Origin of the sequence: Schlesneria paludicola DSM 18645, assembly GCF_000255655.1 — a bacterium.
GTDB classification, from domain to species: Bacteria; Planctomycetota; Planctomycetia; order Planctomycetales; family Planctomycetaceae; genus Schlesneria; species Schlesneria paludicola.
This window is the reverse complement of the sequence record NZ_JH636435.1, coordinates 595,134-610,779: the sequence shown is the minus strand read 5'-3', so window position 1 is coordinate 610,779 and position 15,646 is coordinate 595,134. Positions and strand designations below refer to the sequence as shown.

Genomic DNA, 15,646 nt, shown 5'->3' with positions numbered 1-15,646 from the left:
AGGCGTGAAATTACTTCTTTCCCAAAGCGCGCTGCTGGGCGAAGAATTCCTGCAGGATCTCACGGCAGTCGTCTTGCATCACGCCGCCCAGCACCGTGGCCCGGTGATTCAATCGTGGGTCGTTCGTAATCTGGAACAACGTATGACAGGCACCGGCCTTCGGATCGGTCGTGCCGTACACGACCGTGGGAATCCGCGCCTGAACGATAGCGCCGGCACACATCGGACATGGTTCCAGCGTGCAGTAAAGCGCGCAATCGAGCAGTCGCCACGATCCCATCGCTTCGGCGGCCTGTGTGATGGCGATCATTTCGGCATGAGCCGTCGGATCTTTCAGTTGCTCACGCTGATTCCCGGCGGCGGCGATGATCCGGTCCTGATGAACGATCACCGCTCCGATCGGTACTTCGCCCTCGTCGAATGCCTGACGAGCCATCTCCATCGCTTCGTGCATCCAGCGGGCATGCGGTTGAAGTGGATCAGAGGGATGCTCGAACATGTCGGAACACTTTGAATCTGAGAGGTCAGTTCATTCGGTTGTGGGGACCGTGTCCGCACGCAGGAGAATGTGACCCAGAACGAATGTGGAGTGCCCGAATCGGCCAGTTATTCCGATTGTGTTGCCGGGCTACCAAAGATAGCAGCGGTGGAACGCCACCCCTTCCGCACCCAAGAATCACACTTATGGCTGCTCCAGTTACGGCCTGACCCGGTTCATGGTCATCCCGCCGCAGAAGAGGTAGCGTCTCACCGCTGGAATGCTCAGTATCGACTTCCGCGCCGCGAAGTCAAGTCAGCCCGACAATCCGTTTTCGAGATCCTGAATGTTGCCATTCCGGCTTGTCGCGCGTTCCATCTGAGACATCTGTATCCACCGATGCATTGCGATTTTCGTTCAGGACAGCGCAAACGCGATTACATCGCGCCAGAAGCCCCATTTCCTGTTGAGACGGGAATCGATCGTCCTGGGGTCGGCATCGTTTTCTTCAGCGTCACGGTCAGCAAACCATTTCGCGTTTCGGCGCTAATGGCCTCTTCGTTGATCGTCGCGGGAATCGGAATGGAGCGTTGAAAGGTGCCGACAAAACGTTCTCGCAAGTGCACGCGCGCGTCAGATGCAAAATCCTGACGCGTACGATTGGCCGCGACGATCAGCATGTTTCCTGCGATGTTCAGCTCGACCATTTCTGCCGAGACCCCGGGCAAGTCGATCAATACGACGACCCTGTCGACGAACTCGATAATATCGACGGCGGGGACGGTTGGGCGATTCACGCCCGACAGCCCCAATGTTTCCATCGCACGCTCACCTGTCGTCCGCACGGCTTCAAGCCAGCGGTCGACTTCTTGTTTGACACGTTCAACGGGAGGAATATTCGCATCTGGATGTGATTCAGACATTGTTGTTGTCTCCGATTTGATTCGTCTATCGCTGGTAAATCGGCAGATAACCGTTATCGATCAGCAGGATGGTCGAGTTGATGGCCGTCACATAAACGGCGCCAACGTGACCTTCCTTCCATGATCCATTCGCGTTCTGCTGTGCCAGGATCTGTTTGCTGATTGTGTTAAAGTACTTGTTCCATTTGTCGTCGCCCAGTCGATACTGAACCTGAGAGTAGTAGAAATGAGTGTAGTGCCAGTGCCCACCCATTTGAGACTGACTCGAATTGCCCTCAATGTTCTTCTCGCAATATTTCAGTAACTTCTTCGCGAGATCATTCTCATACTCGCCCGAACTAAACAGGCAGGCGATTGCCGCGGCGGTAATGGGTGGACGCGAACCGCTGGCATTCCGCAAACTGTATTGAACACCGCCATCCGCGGATAGGCATTTGCGAATGTACTCGATCGCCTTGTCGACGACTTCCTTGGGTACGGGGATGCCCGCATTGCGGCACGCACGCAGACCTTGAACCTGAGTTACGCAGGTTGATCCCTCGTCGAAGTTGTTGCCATCCTTAGCAGAAACATAGCCCCAGCCCCCATCGGGTGTTTGAGCTTCCCCGCAAAACTGAACGGCCTTCGTCAAAACTTCTCGCAATTTCTCGCGCCGTTGACTGTTCTCTTCCTCACCGAATACCTGCGAGAGAAACAGCATCGAGAATCCATGACCGTAGGTGTAGTGGAAGTCGTGCTTGTATCCAATCAAACCGTTAGGCTGTGAGGCGTCGATCAGGTAGTCGACCGCGGCAGCAATCGATTTTGAATAACGTCCCCGAGTGGTCGTCGATCCTTCGCACAGCATCGCATTTCCGGCGAGAGCCGTCATCGCGACGCGGTACTGGCTTTGGTTGGCTTCCCAGTACCCACTGCGGTGCTGCTCGCCCACCAGCCAGTCGAGTCCTTTGCGCGCCGCCAATTTTAATTTGGGGTCCTTCCGGTCCGCATGCGCCGTGTCGATCGCAATCAGAACCGAACACAACGCGAGCACCAGTATCATCGCATGTCGCATGACGAAACCCTCAGACTTTCTCCGCGACTCAATTCTGATTTGACCGTATCGATTCATCTCGTGTTTGCGGTCGCTGCTGCAATCGATGACAATTCGACCAGCGACCGCCTTGTCATTCCGCATGGTCTGTGCCAATTGCGGAAACAACGCCACTTCAGGAACTCTACGCGAGACTTCCATGAAAGGGAAGAACTTCGTGGGATCGAACTTGCGTCGAACGAAGATTTTGCACGTCATGATCCATTCGCGGGCAGAAGCCGCAGGTTGACGCGACGTACGTCCATCACCGTTTTCCCGGGAATCTCGGTGGCGCGCAGGATCAGCGGTGCCTGTCCCTGGTCAAGGTGCAGAATCCCAACGCGCAGGGATCGAAAGTCCTTCATTTGTGATTCGCCTGTAGGCCGCGGCAATGTGTCCTGATTCGTATAGAGTGGCGGGTCCCAACCTGGGCTGACCTGACCAGAAAGTCGATTCGTGCCGCAGTTCAGTTCGATTTGGGAACCCACATCGGATTCGGGACAGGTATAGTCGATCGTCACCTCATATTTGCCGGTGGTGTTCACGTTCAGCATCCAGACCAGGCTGTCCGACGTGGAGGTCCAATTGATGAAGTACGAGCAATTGGGGGCCGAACTGCTGCGTTTCACTTGTCCGCGCGGTTCACCGTCCCGCGCGGGAAGCATCGTGAGCGGAAACTTGTGATAGCCCACTGGAATCGGCCGTGGATCAACCGAGTTGTTGCTGATCCCCTTTCGGCCGGCGGTGGAGTTGGCGATTGCACCGCCTGTCGAGTTCTCAAGCGGCTTTGTTTTGTTGAGCACCGTCCGCTTCCATTCTTCGACCGCCGTTGTCAACTTGGCCGTCGTCTCGTGATCTTGGATCGGTGTGCGTTGACCGGGATCAGCCAGCATGTCGAACAGCTGACCTTGATCGTCGAGACGAAAATGCTGTGTCCGTACGCTGACTTTTCCTGCCCATGTCGAAAAAATCGGGCGATCGGGCCAATCGACGGATTGGTTCAGCAGCAGCGGACTGAGGTCTCGGCCGTCGAGCGGCTTATCACCGACACGCGTCACGCCTGCGAGCGCCGTCAGCGTCGGCAAGAGATCAATGGCACCGGAAATCTGTGAGATCGTGAGTCCGGCTGGTAATCGTGCGGGCCATTTCAGGTAGCAGACGCTGCGGACACCTCCTTCGTCAGTACCTCCCTTCTTTCCCTTCATACCGCCATTCCAACGCATGGTATTGGGGCCGTTGTCGGAGAAGTAGATCACGATCGTATTGTCATCCAGTTTCAGTTCGTGCAGCCGCGTCAGAACGCGCCCGACGTTCCGATCCTGGTTCTCGATCATGGCCAATGCACAACGCGTGTGCTCTGGAACTTCTTGATCGGGCTCGGATGCCAATTGACTCAATGGCCGATCCCGAAATCGCATCCAATCGCTTTCTGGAGCTGCCCAGGGTGAGTGTGGTGTTGTAAACGGCACATAGCAGAGGAACGGCTTCTGCTGATGGGCATCAATGAACTGAAGGGCACGGTCGGTGCAGACATCGACGATATATCCTTTTGTGCGGACCATCTCCCCATGGTCTTCGAGCGGGGCATCGAAGTATTCGCCCCAGTGACCTGCGGTGTAGCCGAAATATTCATCGAATCCGCGTGCCGTTGGGTGGTAGGGCCACTGGCTGCCGTTGTGCCACTTTCCAAACGCTCCGGTCGCGTATCCGGCTGCTTGAAAGGCGTCAGCGAGCGTTTTTTCGTCGAGATCCAGGCGTTCAAGACCGGTGGAGACGCCGCGTACGCCGCCGCGCGGATGATAGCGTCCCGTCAGGAATTCGGCTCGTGTCGGGGCACACACCGGGCAGACGAAAAAGCGATCAAGCGAAACTCCGCCTTTGGCGATCGAATCGATGTTCGGTGTGGAAACCTGTTGATTGCCTGAGTGGCTGTAGTCTCCCCATCCGGCGTCATCCGCGAGGAAGATCACGAGATTTGGCGGGGGGGCGGCCAAACTCGTGACGGTCATGGCCAACCAGAATCCGATTGACATCGACAGAGATCCGAGGCGTTTCATCTGGTCTAGTCCTTGTCGGTTACGAGGCATTGGCACCCAGTTTGGTTCTCAACGTGGCGCGGTCGAGTCCCAGTAATTTCGCCGCAGCACTGCGGTTCTGCTGCGTTCGGGTCAGGATTTCACTAAACAGCGCCGATTCGGCAACATTCAAAAACCGCCGGTATAGATCGGTCGTGGATTGCTCGCTGGATTCGGACAACTGCTGCTGCACCCAGTCCGCAACCGCCACGCCCAATTGTTTGCCCGGATTGACCATGGTCGAGACAGGGCCGATGGCGGGCGGCAGATGTTCCGTCATCAGAGGGCCACCGCGCGACAAGACGACGGCATGATCAATTGCGTTGCGAAGCTCACGGACATTGCCGTTCCAGGGGCGCTGTTCGATCGCCTGCCAGAACTCGTCGGTCAGCGAGGCGATCGCCGAGGACCCATGTCTCGAGAGGAAGTATTCAACGAGTGGCTTCAGGTCTTCTCGTCGAGCGCGCAGCGGGGGAAGCTCAAATGCAAAAACTTTCAGTCGGTGATACAAGTCGTCTCGGAACAAGTCGTCTGCGATCATGGACGTCAGGTCTCGGTTGGTTGCCGCGACAAGCCGAGCGTTCGTGGTGCGCTCCTCTCCCGATCCGACACGGGTGAAGCAGCGTGATTCGAGGACGCGCAGCAGCTTGACCTGAATCGGCAAGGGTGTCTCGCCGATCTCGTCGAGAAAGATTGTCCCATTCTCGGCCAGATCGAACAGGCCCGGTCGGTTTTCAACGGCACCTGTGAAGGCCCCCTTCACGTGGCCAAACAGCTCGCTCTCGATCACGCTGGGGCTGAGGCTGGCGAGGCTCACACGTAAGAAAGGGCCTGTGCGACGTTGGCTGTGGCGGTGGATGGCTTCCGCGACAAGTTCTTTTCCGGTTCCGGTTTCACCAGTAATCAGCACCGGAAATTCTGTCGGAGCGACGAGCGCGATCTGTTTGAAGACGGCCTGCATTGCGGGACCGCGGCCGACCATCTGATCACCAGTGACAATGCTGACGGCTGGCTTGGCTCCGAGTGCCCGTGACTGGAGCGCACGAGAGACAACCGACAGAAACTCGGGCAGTTCAAATGGTTTGACAAGGTACTCGAACGCACCTCGGCTCATGGCATCGACCACGGTCTGTAGATCGCCGAATGCCGTCATGATGACAATCGGGGTCTCCGGCAGGCGCTCGCGAAACTCTGGGATCGCCGAAAGGCCATCCTGGCCCGGTAATCGGACATCCAACGTGATCACTTCGGGTGAGAAGTCGTTCAGAACCTGCTCGGCACGTTCGACAGACGCTGCAATTCGTACGTCATGCCCCTGGTCAGCAAGTCGCTCTTTCAAGCTCCAGCAAATGGCTGGTTCATCGTCGATAATTAAGATCCGGCTCATGTCAGTGCGCTTTCTCCAACGGGGGCCGCAATCGGCAGTATCAATTCAAATCGCGTACGTGCGCCCACGCGTTTCCAGTTGAGATTCCCGTGGTGGGCCTGAATCACGGTGGTGGCGACAGTGAGTCCCAGTCCGATTCCTTCAGGTTTCGAGGTCACGAACGAATCGAAGAGTGACGCGGCGATTTCGGGTGGCGGCCCTGCTCCATCATCTTCGATCCATAGCATGTTTTGCCCACCAATGGTCTTCAATGTCAACCAGACATGCCCACCTGGCCCCGCGGCGTCGATCGCATTCAAGGTCAGGTTCAGGATGGCGGCTCGCAATCCTTCCGAATGTCCCATGACTGGAGGCGCTTGATCTTCCGAGTCCATGGCCAAGGTCACGCCCTGGTGATCGCAGGTCAGCGATACCAGGCTGTGGACGACATCCAGCAGGTCGATTAAATCAACGGGCGACGGGGGGCGGATATCGCTTTTTCCCAACGAGAGCAGGCCACGGACTTCTTCCTCGACGAGCGCCAATTGATTTCGAGCCACTTTCAGACTCGTTTCATCGGCCAGTGAGCAGCGGCTTTCATGTAGTTGGATGGCTAGTTTTGCCCCTGCCAATCCATTTCGAAGCTGGTGTGCGAACCCTGCTGCCAATTGTGCAACGAGACGTGTTCGTTCGCCCTGAATGAGTTGCTCTCGCATGGCGCTCAACTGGCGGCTCATCGAATTGATGCTGGCGACCAATCGAGACACCTCGTCGTCGATTGGTCCCGCTTTCATCTGGAGCCCAAATTCTCCATCTGCGATCGAAACGACATGTTGCTCGATCGAATGAATTCGTCGGGCCCAACTCGATGCAAGCAGGATCGTCATTGGGATCGAAAGAACGATTGTCGCGAACCCGATTGCCAGTGGAACCCAGGCGGCTTCGCGAGCGGCGTCGCGCACACGATCGTCCGGTGTGAGAATCAGCAGACGTGTCAATGAGGCTCCTCGAAGGCGACTTGCACGGACGAGGTATGTTTTGTCCAAAATCGTGCGTCGTTGAGGTTCTCCTTCGGGAACGGAATCCAAACTCTCGATCAGGTTGCGGTCAGTGGCTTCCGGCAACTGCAGCGTTCCCACCATGACTTGCCGTTGAACCGTGTCCCAGATCAGGAACTCATCGCCGGTGAGTTGCCGCAGTTTGGCCATCACGTTCGTCGAGAGTGGAAAACTCGCGTCGTCCAGAACGCCGAAAATCTGACGTTGTCGTGCTTCGAGAGCCTGACGGTTCCGTGCGGAAATCCACCAGGCCGAAAACAAGGCGTTTGCCGCCACTGCAACGAGCAGCAGTCCCAGCAGTGGCCAAAGAATCTGGTCGCGAATCGGCAGTTTCACCAGGCGAATCTCGGTGTCTGAGTCAGACTATTAGGTTTATGGACGGCGCTCCGACGAGGCCGCCGATACGAATACGATCGACAGAGGTCTTGTGCATCAACGAACGGCGTCGTCGACACGCAGCCAGCGGAAATGGTCGGCGCCTTTATGATGATAGCCCTCAGTTAGAGGTTTGGGATTGGAGCCATCCGCATCCATAATCCAGAGAGTGCGAGGCCCCTTTTGGCGGACTCGCGCGAAGGCGATCTGATGCCCATCAGGATGCCACGTGGCACGATAGTCCCAAGTTCCCTCTTCCGCAGGGGTTAATTCCTTGATGTCTCCGGTCGATGGATTCAGCAGGCAGATTTGAGCGCCCCCTTGTGCCATGTCGCGCGTCGAATGGGATCGAAGCCGCGTGAACGTCACCGTTTTGCCATCGGGGGCCCATTCCGTCATGTTCGATCCAAACGGTGTTCCAAACCAGTGTGGCTGTCCCTGGGTGATGACGCGGTTGCCGGAACCGTCAGCCTGTCCGACACACAGGTCCGCACGAAAGTGTGCTGGATCTTTCACGGCCTGGCAATCCAGGTAAGCCAACTGGCGATCATCAGGTGACCACTGTGGCCCAAAGTAGAGATGCTCCGTCTGGCCCGCGACGAGGACTCGTTTCTTCGACTGCAGATCGAAGACGTTGATCGAGTAGAATCCTGGATTGTAGAAGCTTGGCAGTCCTCCGGTGACATGGCATGCCAGCCGGCGTGCATCATGACTAAGCGACAGCGCATAGTGAAATCCGCCACCCTCGGTTGTGAGCTCTTCGGAATTCCCGCCATCCAGATCCTTGATAAAGATTCGTTCTTCGTTGCCAATATAGGCGGTCTCAATGACGCGCTGGTCTCCAGGTAGCAAATGATAGGGACGCATTTGGTCGGCCGGGCGATGTTTCTCGAGCGCCGGAATCAATTGGCCTGTGATCAGGTCGTAGATCCAGTCATGTGTGACCACTTTTCCCGAGCGAACTTTCGTGCGATCGACATCTTCGTAACTGCACAGCACGATTCTGCGTCCGTCCGCGAACAGGGGACCAAATACCCAACTCTTTTGTTCGGGGTGCCCGAAGTCCGGGTATCTCTCGCCCGATCCATCAGGACAAATGAAGCCCAGGACATGTGCGACCTCGGTCCCATTGCCTCCGACACCCATGTAGCCGATCAGGTACTTCGGCGTTCTTGCTGTATCAGGCTCGGCTGCTGAGGATGTCGCAATGGCAGTACTGCAGATCGCCAAAGTCACAATTGGCAGCCATCGCCGAAGATTCCATTGCATCGACTGACCTCAACTGGAGAAGTGCTTGATTCCCTTGCCTCGTGATGAACCTTGAATGGATTGCTCGCGAAACAATGGCTGGAAATTGACATGAGGATTGATCGCCTTATGCTCAAGATTCTACGGAAGTGCCGGCGCTTTGCGGTAGACACCTTGTGACGCGGCATCCGAATGTTTTTTGAAATGTGCGTGGTCGCAGTATGGGAACAACCGACATGTTGCATCTGAATCGGCGCAAGGTATTGAAGTCGGCGGCCGCTGCGGGGCTTGGTGCGATGGTGCCGGGCGCGCTACTTTGGCCGATCCGTGCGATGGCGAAGGAAGCCGAACCGTTGCCCGTCGCGGGTGTGATCACGGAATACAGAACCGCAAGTCACGCCGATGTGATTCTGGGCAAGATTCTCGAGGGATACCGCCAAGATGGTGGGCCTGGCCCTGGTCTAAAGCTCGTTTCTGTCTTTACGGATCAGTTCGCAGCGAAAGATCTGTGCCGCCCGCTTGCTCAGAAATATGGTTTTCGATTGGCATCGTCGATCGACGATGCGGTGACCTTGGGGACCAATGAAGTTCAGGTCGCGGGAGTCTTGAGTGTCGGTGAGCATGGGATCTATCCCTACACACCAGACACCAAACAACACATGTATCCTCGAAAGCGTTTCTTCGACGAAATTGTGGCAACCTTCCGCCGCTGCGGAAAAGCTGTGCCCGTCTTTAACGACAAGCACCTGTCGTATCGATGGGATGAAGCTCTCGCGATGTACGAGACCGCGCGTGCGATGAATTTCCCATTTCTGGCGGGGTCGTCCGTTCCTTTGGCATGGAGACAACCGGTACTGGATTTACCTCTTGGATGTGAGATCGAGGCTGCGGTTGGGGTTGGTTACGGTGGCCTCGAGGCGTACGGGTACCACGCGCTCGAAGCGCTGCAAAGCTTAATCGAACGCCGCCGCGGCGGAGAAACCGGTGTTTCGTCGGTGCAGGCCGTTCAAGGTGACGGCATTCAACAGGCAGAGCACGATGGGCGTTGGTCGCGGGAACTGTTCGAAGCGGCATTGAAGGTTCTTCCGGGCGCTCCGAAAGACAATGACACGTGGAGGAACAATCCGAACTCCGCGGCATATCTTGTCGAACACCGCGACGGATTGAAGTCCGCGACCCTCATTGCCGAAGGGCTCGCTTCGCAGTTCGCGGCGGCGGTCAAGCTGAAAGGACGTCCGGAACCCCTCGCCACGCTGTTCGCGTTGCAGCCCGGTCCGCCTTACGGCCATTTTGCATACTTGGTCGATGCCTTCGAACAGACAATCCGAACGGGCCGGGCCGTCTCTCCAGTCGAGCGAACTCTGCTGACCACTGGCGTGCTGGATCGTGCCATGCATAGCCTTGCTGAGTCGCATCAACGATTCGAGACTCCGGAACTGAATGTCGCCTATCAACCAGGTGACTGGCCCTTTGCGAATCATCCCAAGTCACATCTGATCCTTCCCAATAATTGATGGCCGTGAACGATTTTGATGGCCAGGAACGATGAGGTACTGCGTGGGAACCTGTTGATCATGCGTCATGGGAACACGATGTTGTGACGTGCCGCGGCATTGACCTTCCGAGGAAACACAATACGACTGTCACGTCGAGCACGGCATCGCTGGAAGCCGTCACGCCGTGCTCAACGTGATTTCGCTTGCCACGATGAAGAACTACTCGGTCAATGCCGGTTCCGGCGTGGTGTGTTGCGATGTGGCGGCACTATTCAGGAAGTGAATCTTCCCCGTTCGGACGTCGAAGATTGCACCCACCACCGCGACGCGTCCTTCGTCGACCAACTTGCTGATCGTCTGGCTTTCCTGAAGGATCTTTTCGACGCTGCGTTCGACGTTGCGGATCGCCACTGTCTCGACCATGGTCGTTTTCTCGTCGGGTGTCGCCTGTTCGTAATGGATCGACATTGTTGGATCGATCGATTGCTGGATGTCTTGAATGATCGGTTGCAGGTGCTGACAACCCGTTGCCTGTTCGACGGTCTCCGTTGAACTCGACAGGTTGACTGCCGCTGTGACCGCCCCGCAGCGGGTGTGTCCCATGACGACAATCAGTTTTGAACCGACGACCCGGGAAGCATATTCCAGACTCCCAAGGACCTTTGGACTGATGACATTGCCTGCCACGCGGACGCTGAAGATGTCGCCAATACCCAAGTCAAAGACGATCTCTGCCGGAGTTCGCGAATCGATACAACTGAGCACGATCGCAATCGGGTTCTGTGCTTGGGATGTTGCGTGCAACTGACGACCATAGTCACGCGTCAATCGTTGTCCGGTCAGGAATCGCAGATTGCCCTCTTTCAGGATCTGCAGGACCTGCGTCGAAGTTAGTTGCTCCTGCAATTGCCGCGTTGAGTAATCCACGAACTGAATTTCGTCCTGCAGATGATACTTCTCCTGAAAACCCCGAACGCTCACTTGGATGCCGCGAATTGGAGCGGCATGGTCCTTGAATTCGCGGATTAACGCAGAAACATCGGGGTCGATGTAATCCGTCGTTTCCGCATCCAGTAAGACGTGCGTTCCAGCGGGCAGATCGTTCAGGATCTTTTCCAGCGCTGCGCGGTTGAGAAAGCTGACCTGGTTTCCCAGCACGATGCGAAGGACTTCCCCGCCGAGATGCTTTTCGACAATTCGACGGATGGGACGTCGCAGGTTACTGTTCAGAATGAAGGCGACGCTGACGGCCAATCCGATGAGGATTCCCGTGACCAGATTGGTCAGGATGATGGCCAGCATCGTCACGACGAATGGGACGAACTGATATCGTCCTTGTTTCCACATCTGCTTGATAATCTGCGGACTGACCAGCTTCGACCCCGTGATCAACAGGATCGCGGCGAGGCATGACAGTGGAATAAAGTTGAGATATCGTGGGAAAACGACCACGCAAACCAGCATGAGAATGCCGTGGAATATGGCCGAGAGTTTCGTCTTTCCTCCCGCATTGATATTCACGGAGCTGCGGACGATGACGGATGTGACTGGAATTCCTCCGATCAATCCAAGTGTCAGATTTCCGACTCCCTGTGCGAGAAGTTCACGGCTGGGAGGGGAATTTCGGTGAAGCGGATCCACCCGGTCGACGGCTTCCAGATTCAGGAGCGTTCCGAGCGAGGCCGCAATCGCAATGGTCAGGCCGGCTTGATAGACCGCGGGATTGGTCCACTGGGTGAAGTCGGGTGAACGCAGGAACTGGAAGAAGCCCGCGTAACTGGCCGCGACAGGAACCTGAACCATGTGGCTGTCGGCAATGGCCCAAAAATCGCCGAGTTGTCCGAACACCTGGCCCATCAGAATCCCAAGTATCACCACCACCAGAGGGCCCGGGATTCCCGTTCGTCTGAGCGGCTTTGATTGGTCCCAATATTTCAGGATGGCTAATGAGCACAGCCCAATGACGGCCGCACCGGGTTGAATGCCACCCAAGAGTTCGAGAATTTCGGAGAAGGTATTCTGATGGTCAGGTTGGAAGAAGGACATCTCACCTTCGGGGTCCGTGTCGCGACCCAAGACGTGAGGAATCTGCTTCAGAATCAGCAGCGCTCCAATGGCGGCGAGCAATCCCTGGACGACGCTCGAGGGGAAAAAAGCGGCGATAAACCCCGCTCGCAAAATCCCGAGCACAATTTGAATTGCACCAGCCACGACGACGGCGAGCAAGAATGCCTCGAATGAACCGAGGGCTGCGATCTGAGCGGCGACAATAACCGTCAAGCCTGCGTCTGGACCGCTGACGCTGGTCTGGGATCCACTGAGGAGTCCGACCAGAATTCCGCCAACGATCCCGGCGAGAATCCCCGCGATCAATGGAGCGTTGGATGCCATTGCTAAGCCCAGGCACAAGGGCAATGCAACAATAAAGACGACAAGTCCCGCCGTTAGATCGGCTCGGACCGACGATGTGTGAGCTCGGTTTGCCAATTCCATGCTTTTACTGTCTCCATTTCCTGCCATACGAGCGATTTCGGCAGGGTGTCTAACACCGAGTTTCCGTTCCCTAGCGTGGCTCGCACTACTTTAACCTTTCGGAATCTTAATGATTGCGGTGCACGAATTCATCCTTAATCTGTCGTTTTCTTAAGTATTGTGTTCGGAGGAACGTTTATGACGTTTCTTAAGTCAATAATTTGAAATGACATATGACGCTTTTCGCAATGGAAAGTAAATTTCGATCGTAAGCCCATCCGGTCACGTCCGAATCGAAGACAGTTGGGTGAAGTTGGGGGACTCCGTCGCAACCTATGTGATTGCAAATGGTTCCGTGATCCAATTGCGATTGCTGCGGCCAAGAATGGTATGCAGGGAGGAGAATCGTGATTGATGGGAGTGACGTAAGGTTTTAATGCGCCAGGTTTTGCCGAACGCGGCGTGGACGGCCGTGAGCCACCGTTGAATCGCCGTCTTCGTTCATCCGCATTGACCTTCATGCAGGGCGGTTGATACGTTGTTCGATCTGAGGCGTTTTGAGTTTGCCAGTAGGTGAAGGGTTGCGAATGCTTCGATTTGACCAGGGAGTTTCGCGGACGTTCTGCGACGGGATTTCTCGTCGGCGCTTCCTTGAAGTTGGTTCGCTTTCAGCGTTTGGGCTAAGTTTGGCGTCGCTGTTGCGATGTCAGAATGCTGTCGACGCCGCGGACGGATCTGGTCGAGGTGCCAAGCACGCTTCAAGTCGTTCGGTGATTTTGGTCTGGCAGCATGGCGGCCCGTCGCAGCTCGACACGTTCGATATGAAGCCATTGGCTCCTGCCGAAGTGCGTGGCCCCTATCGTCCGATTGCCTCTTCTCTTCCCGGCCTGGATGTCTGTGAACTTTGCCCTGAACAGGCCAAGGTCATGGATAAGTGCACCGTGATTCGCAGCTTCACGCACGGAAATGCGGATCACTGGGCCGCGGCACACTGGATGTTGACAGGACGGCTGGGGGCGAATGGGTCAGATCGCGTTCCCCGTCAACCGTCGATGGGCGCGGTCGCCTCGCACTTGTTGGGGCCCAGACAACCGGGCGTGCTCACCACGATCAACATGAATGACGGCGGGTTTGGATTCAACGGTGGCGCCTGGCTGGGGGTGGCGCACAATCCATTCAGATATGGTGAATTCAGCTATGGAGATGAAGCGGGGCGCCTGCCAAGTGGAGACCATAAGAGCTTTGGATTGGTCGATGGACTGACTTCGGGGACACTCAGTAACCGCGTGGAACTGCGGTCGCAGTTCGATACCTATCGGAAGCGACTGGATCAGAATGCGACCTTTCGTCAGATGGATCATGTCGATCAGCAGGCGCTCGACATTCTGATGTCGGGTCGCATGCGTGAGGCGTTCGACGTGTCGAAGGAAGACGCGAAAATTCGCGAGCGATACGGTGATGGTTGGGGCGAGCAAGCACTCGTTGCTCGACGACTGGTCGAGGCGGGTGCCCGGTTTGTCACTCTGAATACAGGATATTGGGATGATCACGGCAATCTGAAGGGGGGGCTCGATCACAAGATGCCACGGCATGATCGGGCGGTTGGTGTCCTCATTCAGGATCTTGCGGAACGAGGCATGCTGGATGACACGCTCGTCATCTCGGCAGGCGAGTTTGGGCGAACCCCGGTCATTAACAAGGACGCAGGCCGCGATCACTGGCCTCAGGCTCAAAGCGTGCTATTGGCCGGGGGCGGCTATCGCCACGGACAGATCATTGGCAGTACCGACGCCAAAGCGGCCTATCCAGAAACGCGCCCGGTTGGCGTCGAAGACTTCTGTGCGATCGTGTATCGCTCGCTGGGCCTGTCGCCAAGTGACGCTGTGATTGATCCATCAGGTCGTCCGGTTCATTTGCTGCCGGGTGGCGATGTACCCCGTGAATTGCTCTGACCGAATCAATCGTTCAGCAACAAAGACGGATTGTGTCCCACGCGTACTTGATGTGCACGCGGTGCGTATTTGATTCGCCGTATCCGCAATCGAATGCATTCGTTTCATCACGACTCGTAGAGGAACACGGTATTTTTCACGGCCACCGCGTCGCCAATTCCGGATTGAACGAAGGACACAGGATGAACAGTTTATACAATTTCGGATTATGAATCCGTCGCTGACGATGCTGGCGGAGTCTTGGGAGTCGTTCGTCGATAAGCTTCGACGAACAATGCCGCAAAAATCAGATCAATGATTGCGAACCCGAAGACGGTTCCCGAGACCCGACCCAATGCGAAGAGAATCGGCACGGCGATTCCAAAGCTGAATTTCTCGATCATCGCGGCGATCATCAACGGACGGTAACGGTCTGGTGACTGAGCGATGATGATGAAGGCCACTTGCCAGGCGATCCCGACACCCAGGAATCCGTAGAAGAACTCGGGGTGCGTGATGGCGGGTGGCTCCTGCACCCCAACCTGGTGTTCCAGGAAATACTGTGGCGTCATCACGATCAATCCGTAGATGCCAGCATAGCGAAAAACCTGGCGAGCGAAGTTCATTGCTGATCCGTTCAATTCGAATGGGGACTGAGCCGTACGGAGCGAATGTGAGCGACGTTCGAAGTGCCGTCGGCAAACTCGCCTTGGTTGGAATTGGCACCCCGATCGTTCGAAGCGGAGTATCAATGGGTCTGCTGAACAGGTCTGGCGCGGTACAGTTTCTGCCAACGACAGTACCGGATTGATCCCTCAAATCGAAGGATGGATTTTGCGATTGTCTTCAAGTCCTTCCCGCGTGTCGCACCACGAGTGGTAGAGTTCGTTGTCAGCATGAATGGACGCCAGCCAGTTTCGAGGTTGTGGTGATCAGCATCGCCTCATCTCGAATGTGACCTGTGATACGAATTGCGTTCGATGGTGGTGGTCCTCCAATGCGAGTTCGTGCAGGAAATGCCTGGCGGAGCTTCAATCCTGAATTGACACGTTGATGAACTCGCCGCGAGCAGACCTACGAGTCTGTTTGCGATGGGCGTGAACCTGTCAGGGACGAAGTGGTCATGCCACTGGTCCGTTCCCCCATACGTGC

11 protein-coding genes are annotated in these 15,646 nt (G+C 56.2%); 2 read left to right on the top strand and 9 right to left on the bottom strand.

Going from position 1 to position 15,646, the window contains the following annotated elements:
- Positions 1–10: 10 nt before the first annotated feature.
- The 7 genes from tadA to OSO_RS0119950 form a co-directional block, all read right to left on the bottom strand.
- Positions 11–499, bottom strand: a complete 489-nt coding sequence (tadA, locus tag OSO_RS0119985) for a tRNA adenosine(34) deaminase TadA (protein WP_010584940.1) — start codon at positions 497–499, stop codon at positions 11–13.
- Positions 500–915: 416 nt separating this feature from the next.
- The gene (locus tag OSO_RS0119975; RefSeq protein WP_010584939.1) at positions 916–1,401 is read right to left on the bottom strand and encodes an Hsp20/alpha crystallin family protein; all 486 of its coding nucleotides are present in this window, start codon (positions 1,399–1,401) and stop codon (positions 916–918) included.
- A 25-nt stretch (positions 1,402–1,426) separates the two neighbouring features.
- Positions 1,427–2,692, bottom strand: coding sequence for a prenyltransferase/squalene oxidase repeat-containing protein (locus OSO_RS0119970; protein ID WP_010584938.1), 1,266 nt, complete (start codon positions 2,690–2,692; stop codon positions 1,427–1,429).
- Entirely contained in the window at positions 2,689–4,530 is a 1,842-nt protein-coding gene (locus tag OSO_RS0119965; RefSeq protein WP_010584937.1) for a sulfatase-like hydrolase/transferase, read from the bottom strand. Before OSO_RS0119965 ends, OSO_RS0119970 begins: the two co-directional genes overlap by 4 nt.
- 19 nt (positions 4,531–4,549) lie before the next feature.
- Complete coding sequence (locus tag OSO_RS0119960) at positions 4,550–5,935, bottom strand: sigma-54-dependent transcriptional regulator (protein ID WP_010584936.1); 1,386 nt, start codon at positions 5,933–5,935, stop codon at positions 4,550–4,552.
- Positions 5,932–7,308, bottom strand: coding sequence for an ATP-binding protein (locus OSO_RS0119955; protein WP_010584935.1), 1,377 nt, complete (start codon positions 7,306–7,308; stop codon positions 5,932–5,934). The genes OSO_RS0119960 and OSO_RS0119955 overlap by 4 nt, the downstream gene beginning before the upstream one ends.
- Before the next feature lie 96 nt (positions 7,309–7,404).
- Positions 7,405–8,616 carry a TolB family protein gene (locus tag OSO_RS0119950; RefSeq protein ID WP_010584934.1) on the bottom strand — a complete coding sequence of 404 codons (1,212 nt, stop codon included), beginning with the start codon at positions 8,614–8,616 and terminating at the stop codon, positions 7,405–7,407.
- 215 nt (positions 8,617–8,831) lie between these two features.
- Here OSO_RS0119950 and OSO_RS0119945 point away from each other — a divergent pair, with 215 nt between their 5' ends.
- Positions 8,832–10,109, top strand: coding sequence for a hypothetical protein (locus OSO_RS0119945; RefSeq protein ID WP_157605355.1), 1,278 nt, complete (start codon positions 8,832–8,834; stop codon positions 10,107–10,109).
- A gap of 201 nt (positions 10,110–10,310) precedes the next feature.
- Here the strand turns inward: OSO_RS0119945 and OSO_RS44330 are convergent, their stop codons facing one another.
- Positions 10,311–12,584, bottom strand: a complete 2,274-nt coding sequence (locus OSO_RS44330; protein ID WP_010584932.1) for a SulP family inorganic anion transporter — start codon at positions 12,582–12,584, stop codon at positions 10,311–10,313.
- A 566-nt stretch (positions 12,585–13,150) separates the two neighbouring features.
- Between OSO_RS44330 and OSO_RS0119935 the strand changes: the two genes are divergently transcribed.
- Complete coding sequence (locus tag OSO_RS0119935) at positions 13,151–14,515, top strand: DUF1501 domain-containing protein (RefSeq protein WP_010584931.1); 1,365 nt, start codon at positions 13,151–13,153, stop codon at positions 14,513–14,515.
- Positions 14,516–14,721: 206 nt separating this feature from the next.
- On the opposite strand, the gene OSO_RS0119930 is transcribed toward OSO_RS0119935, so the two are convergent.
- Entirely contained in the window at positions 14,722–15,120 is a 399-nt protein-coding gene (locus OSO_RS0119930; protein WP_010584930.1) for a hypothetical protein, read from the bottom strand.
- Positions 15,121–15,646: the final 526 nt, after the last annotated feature.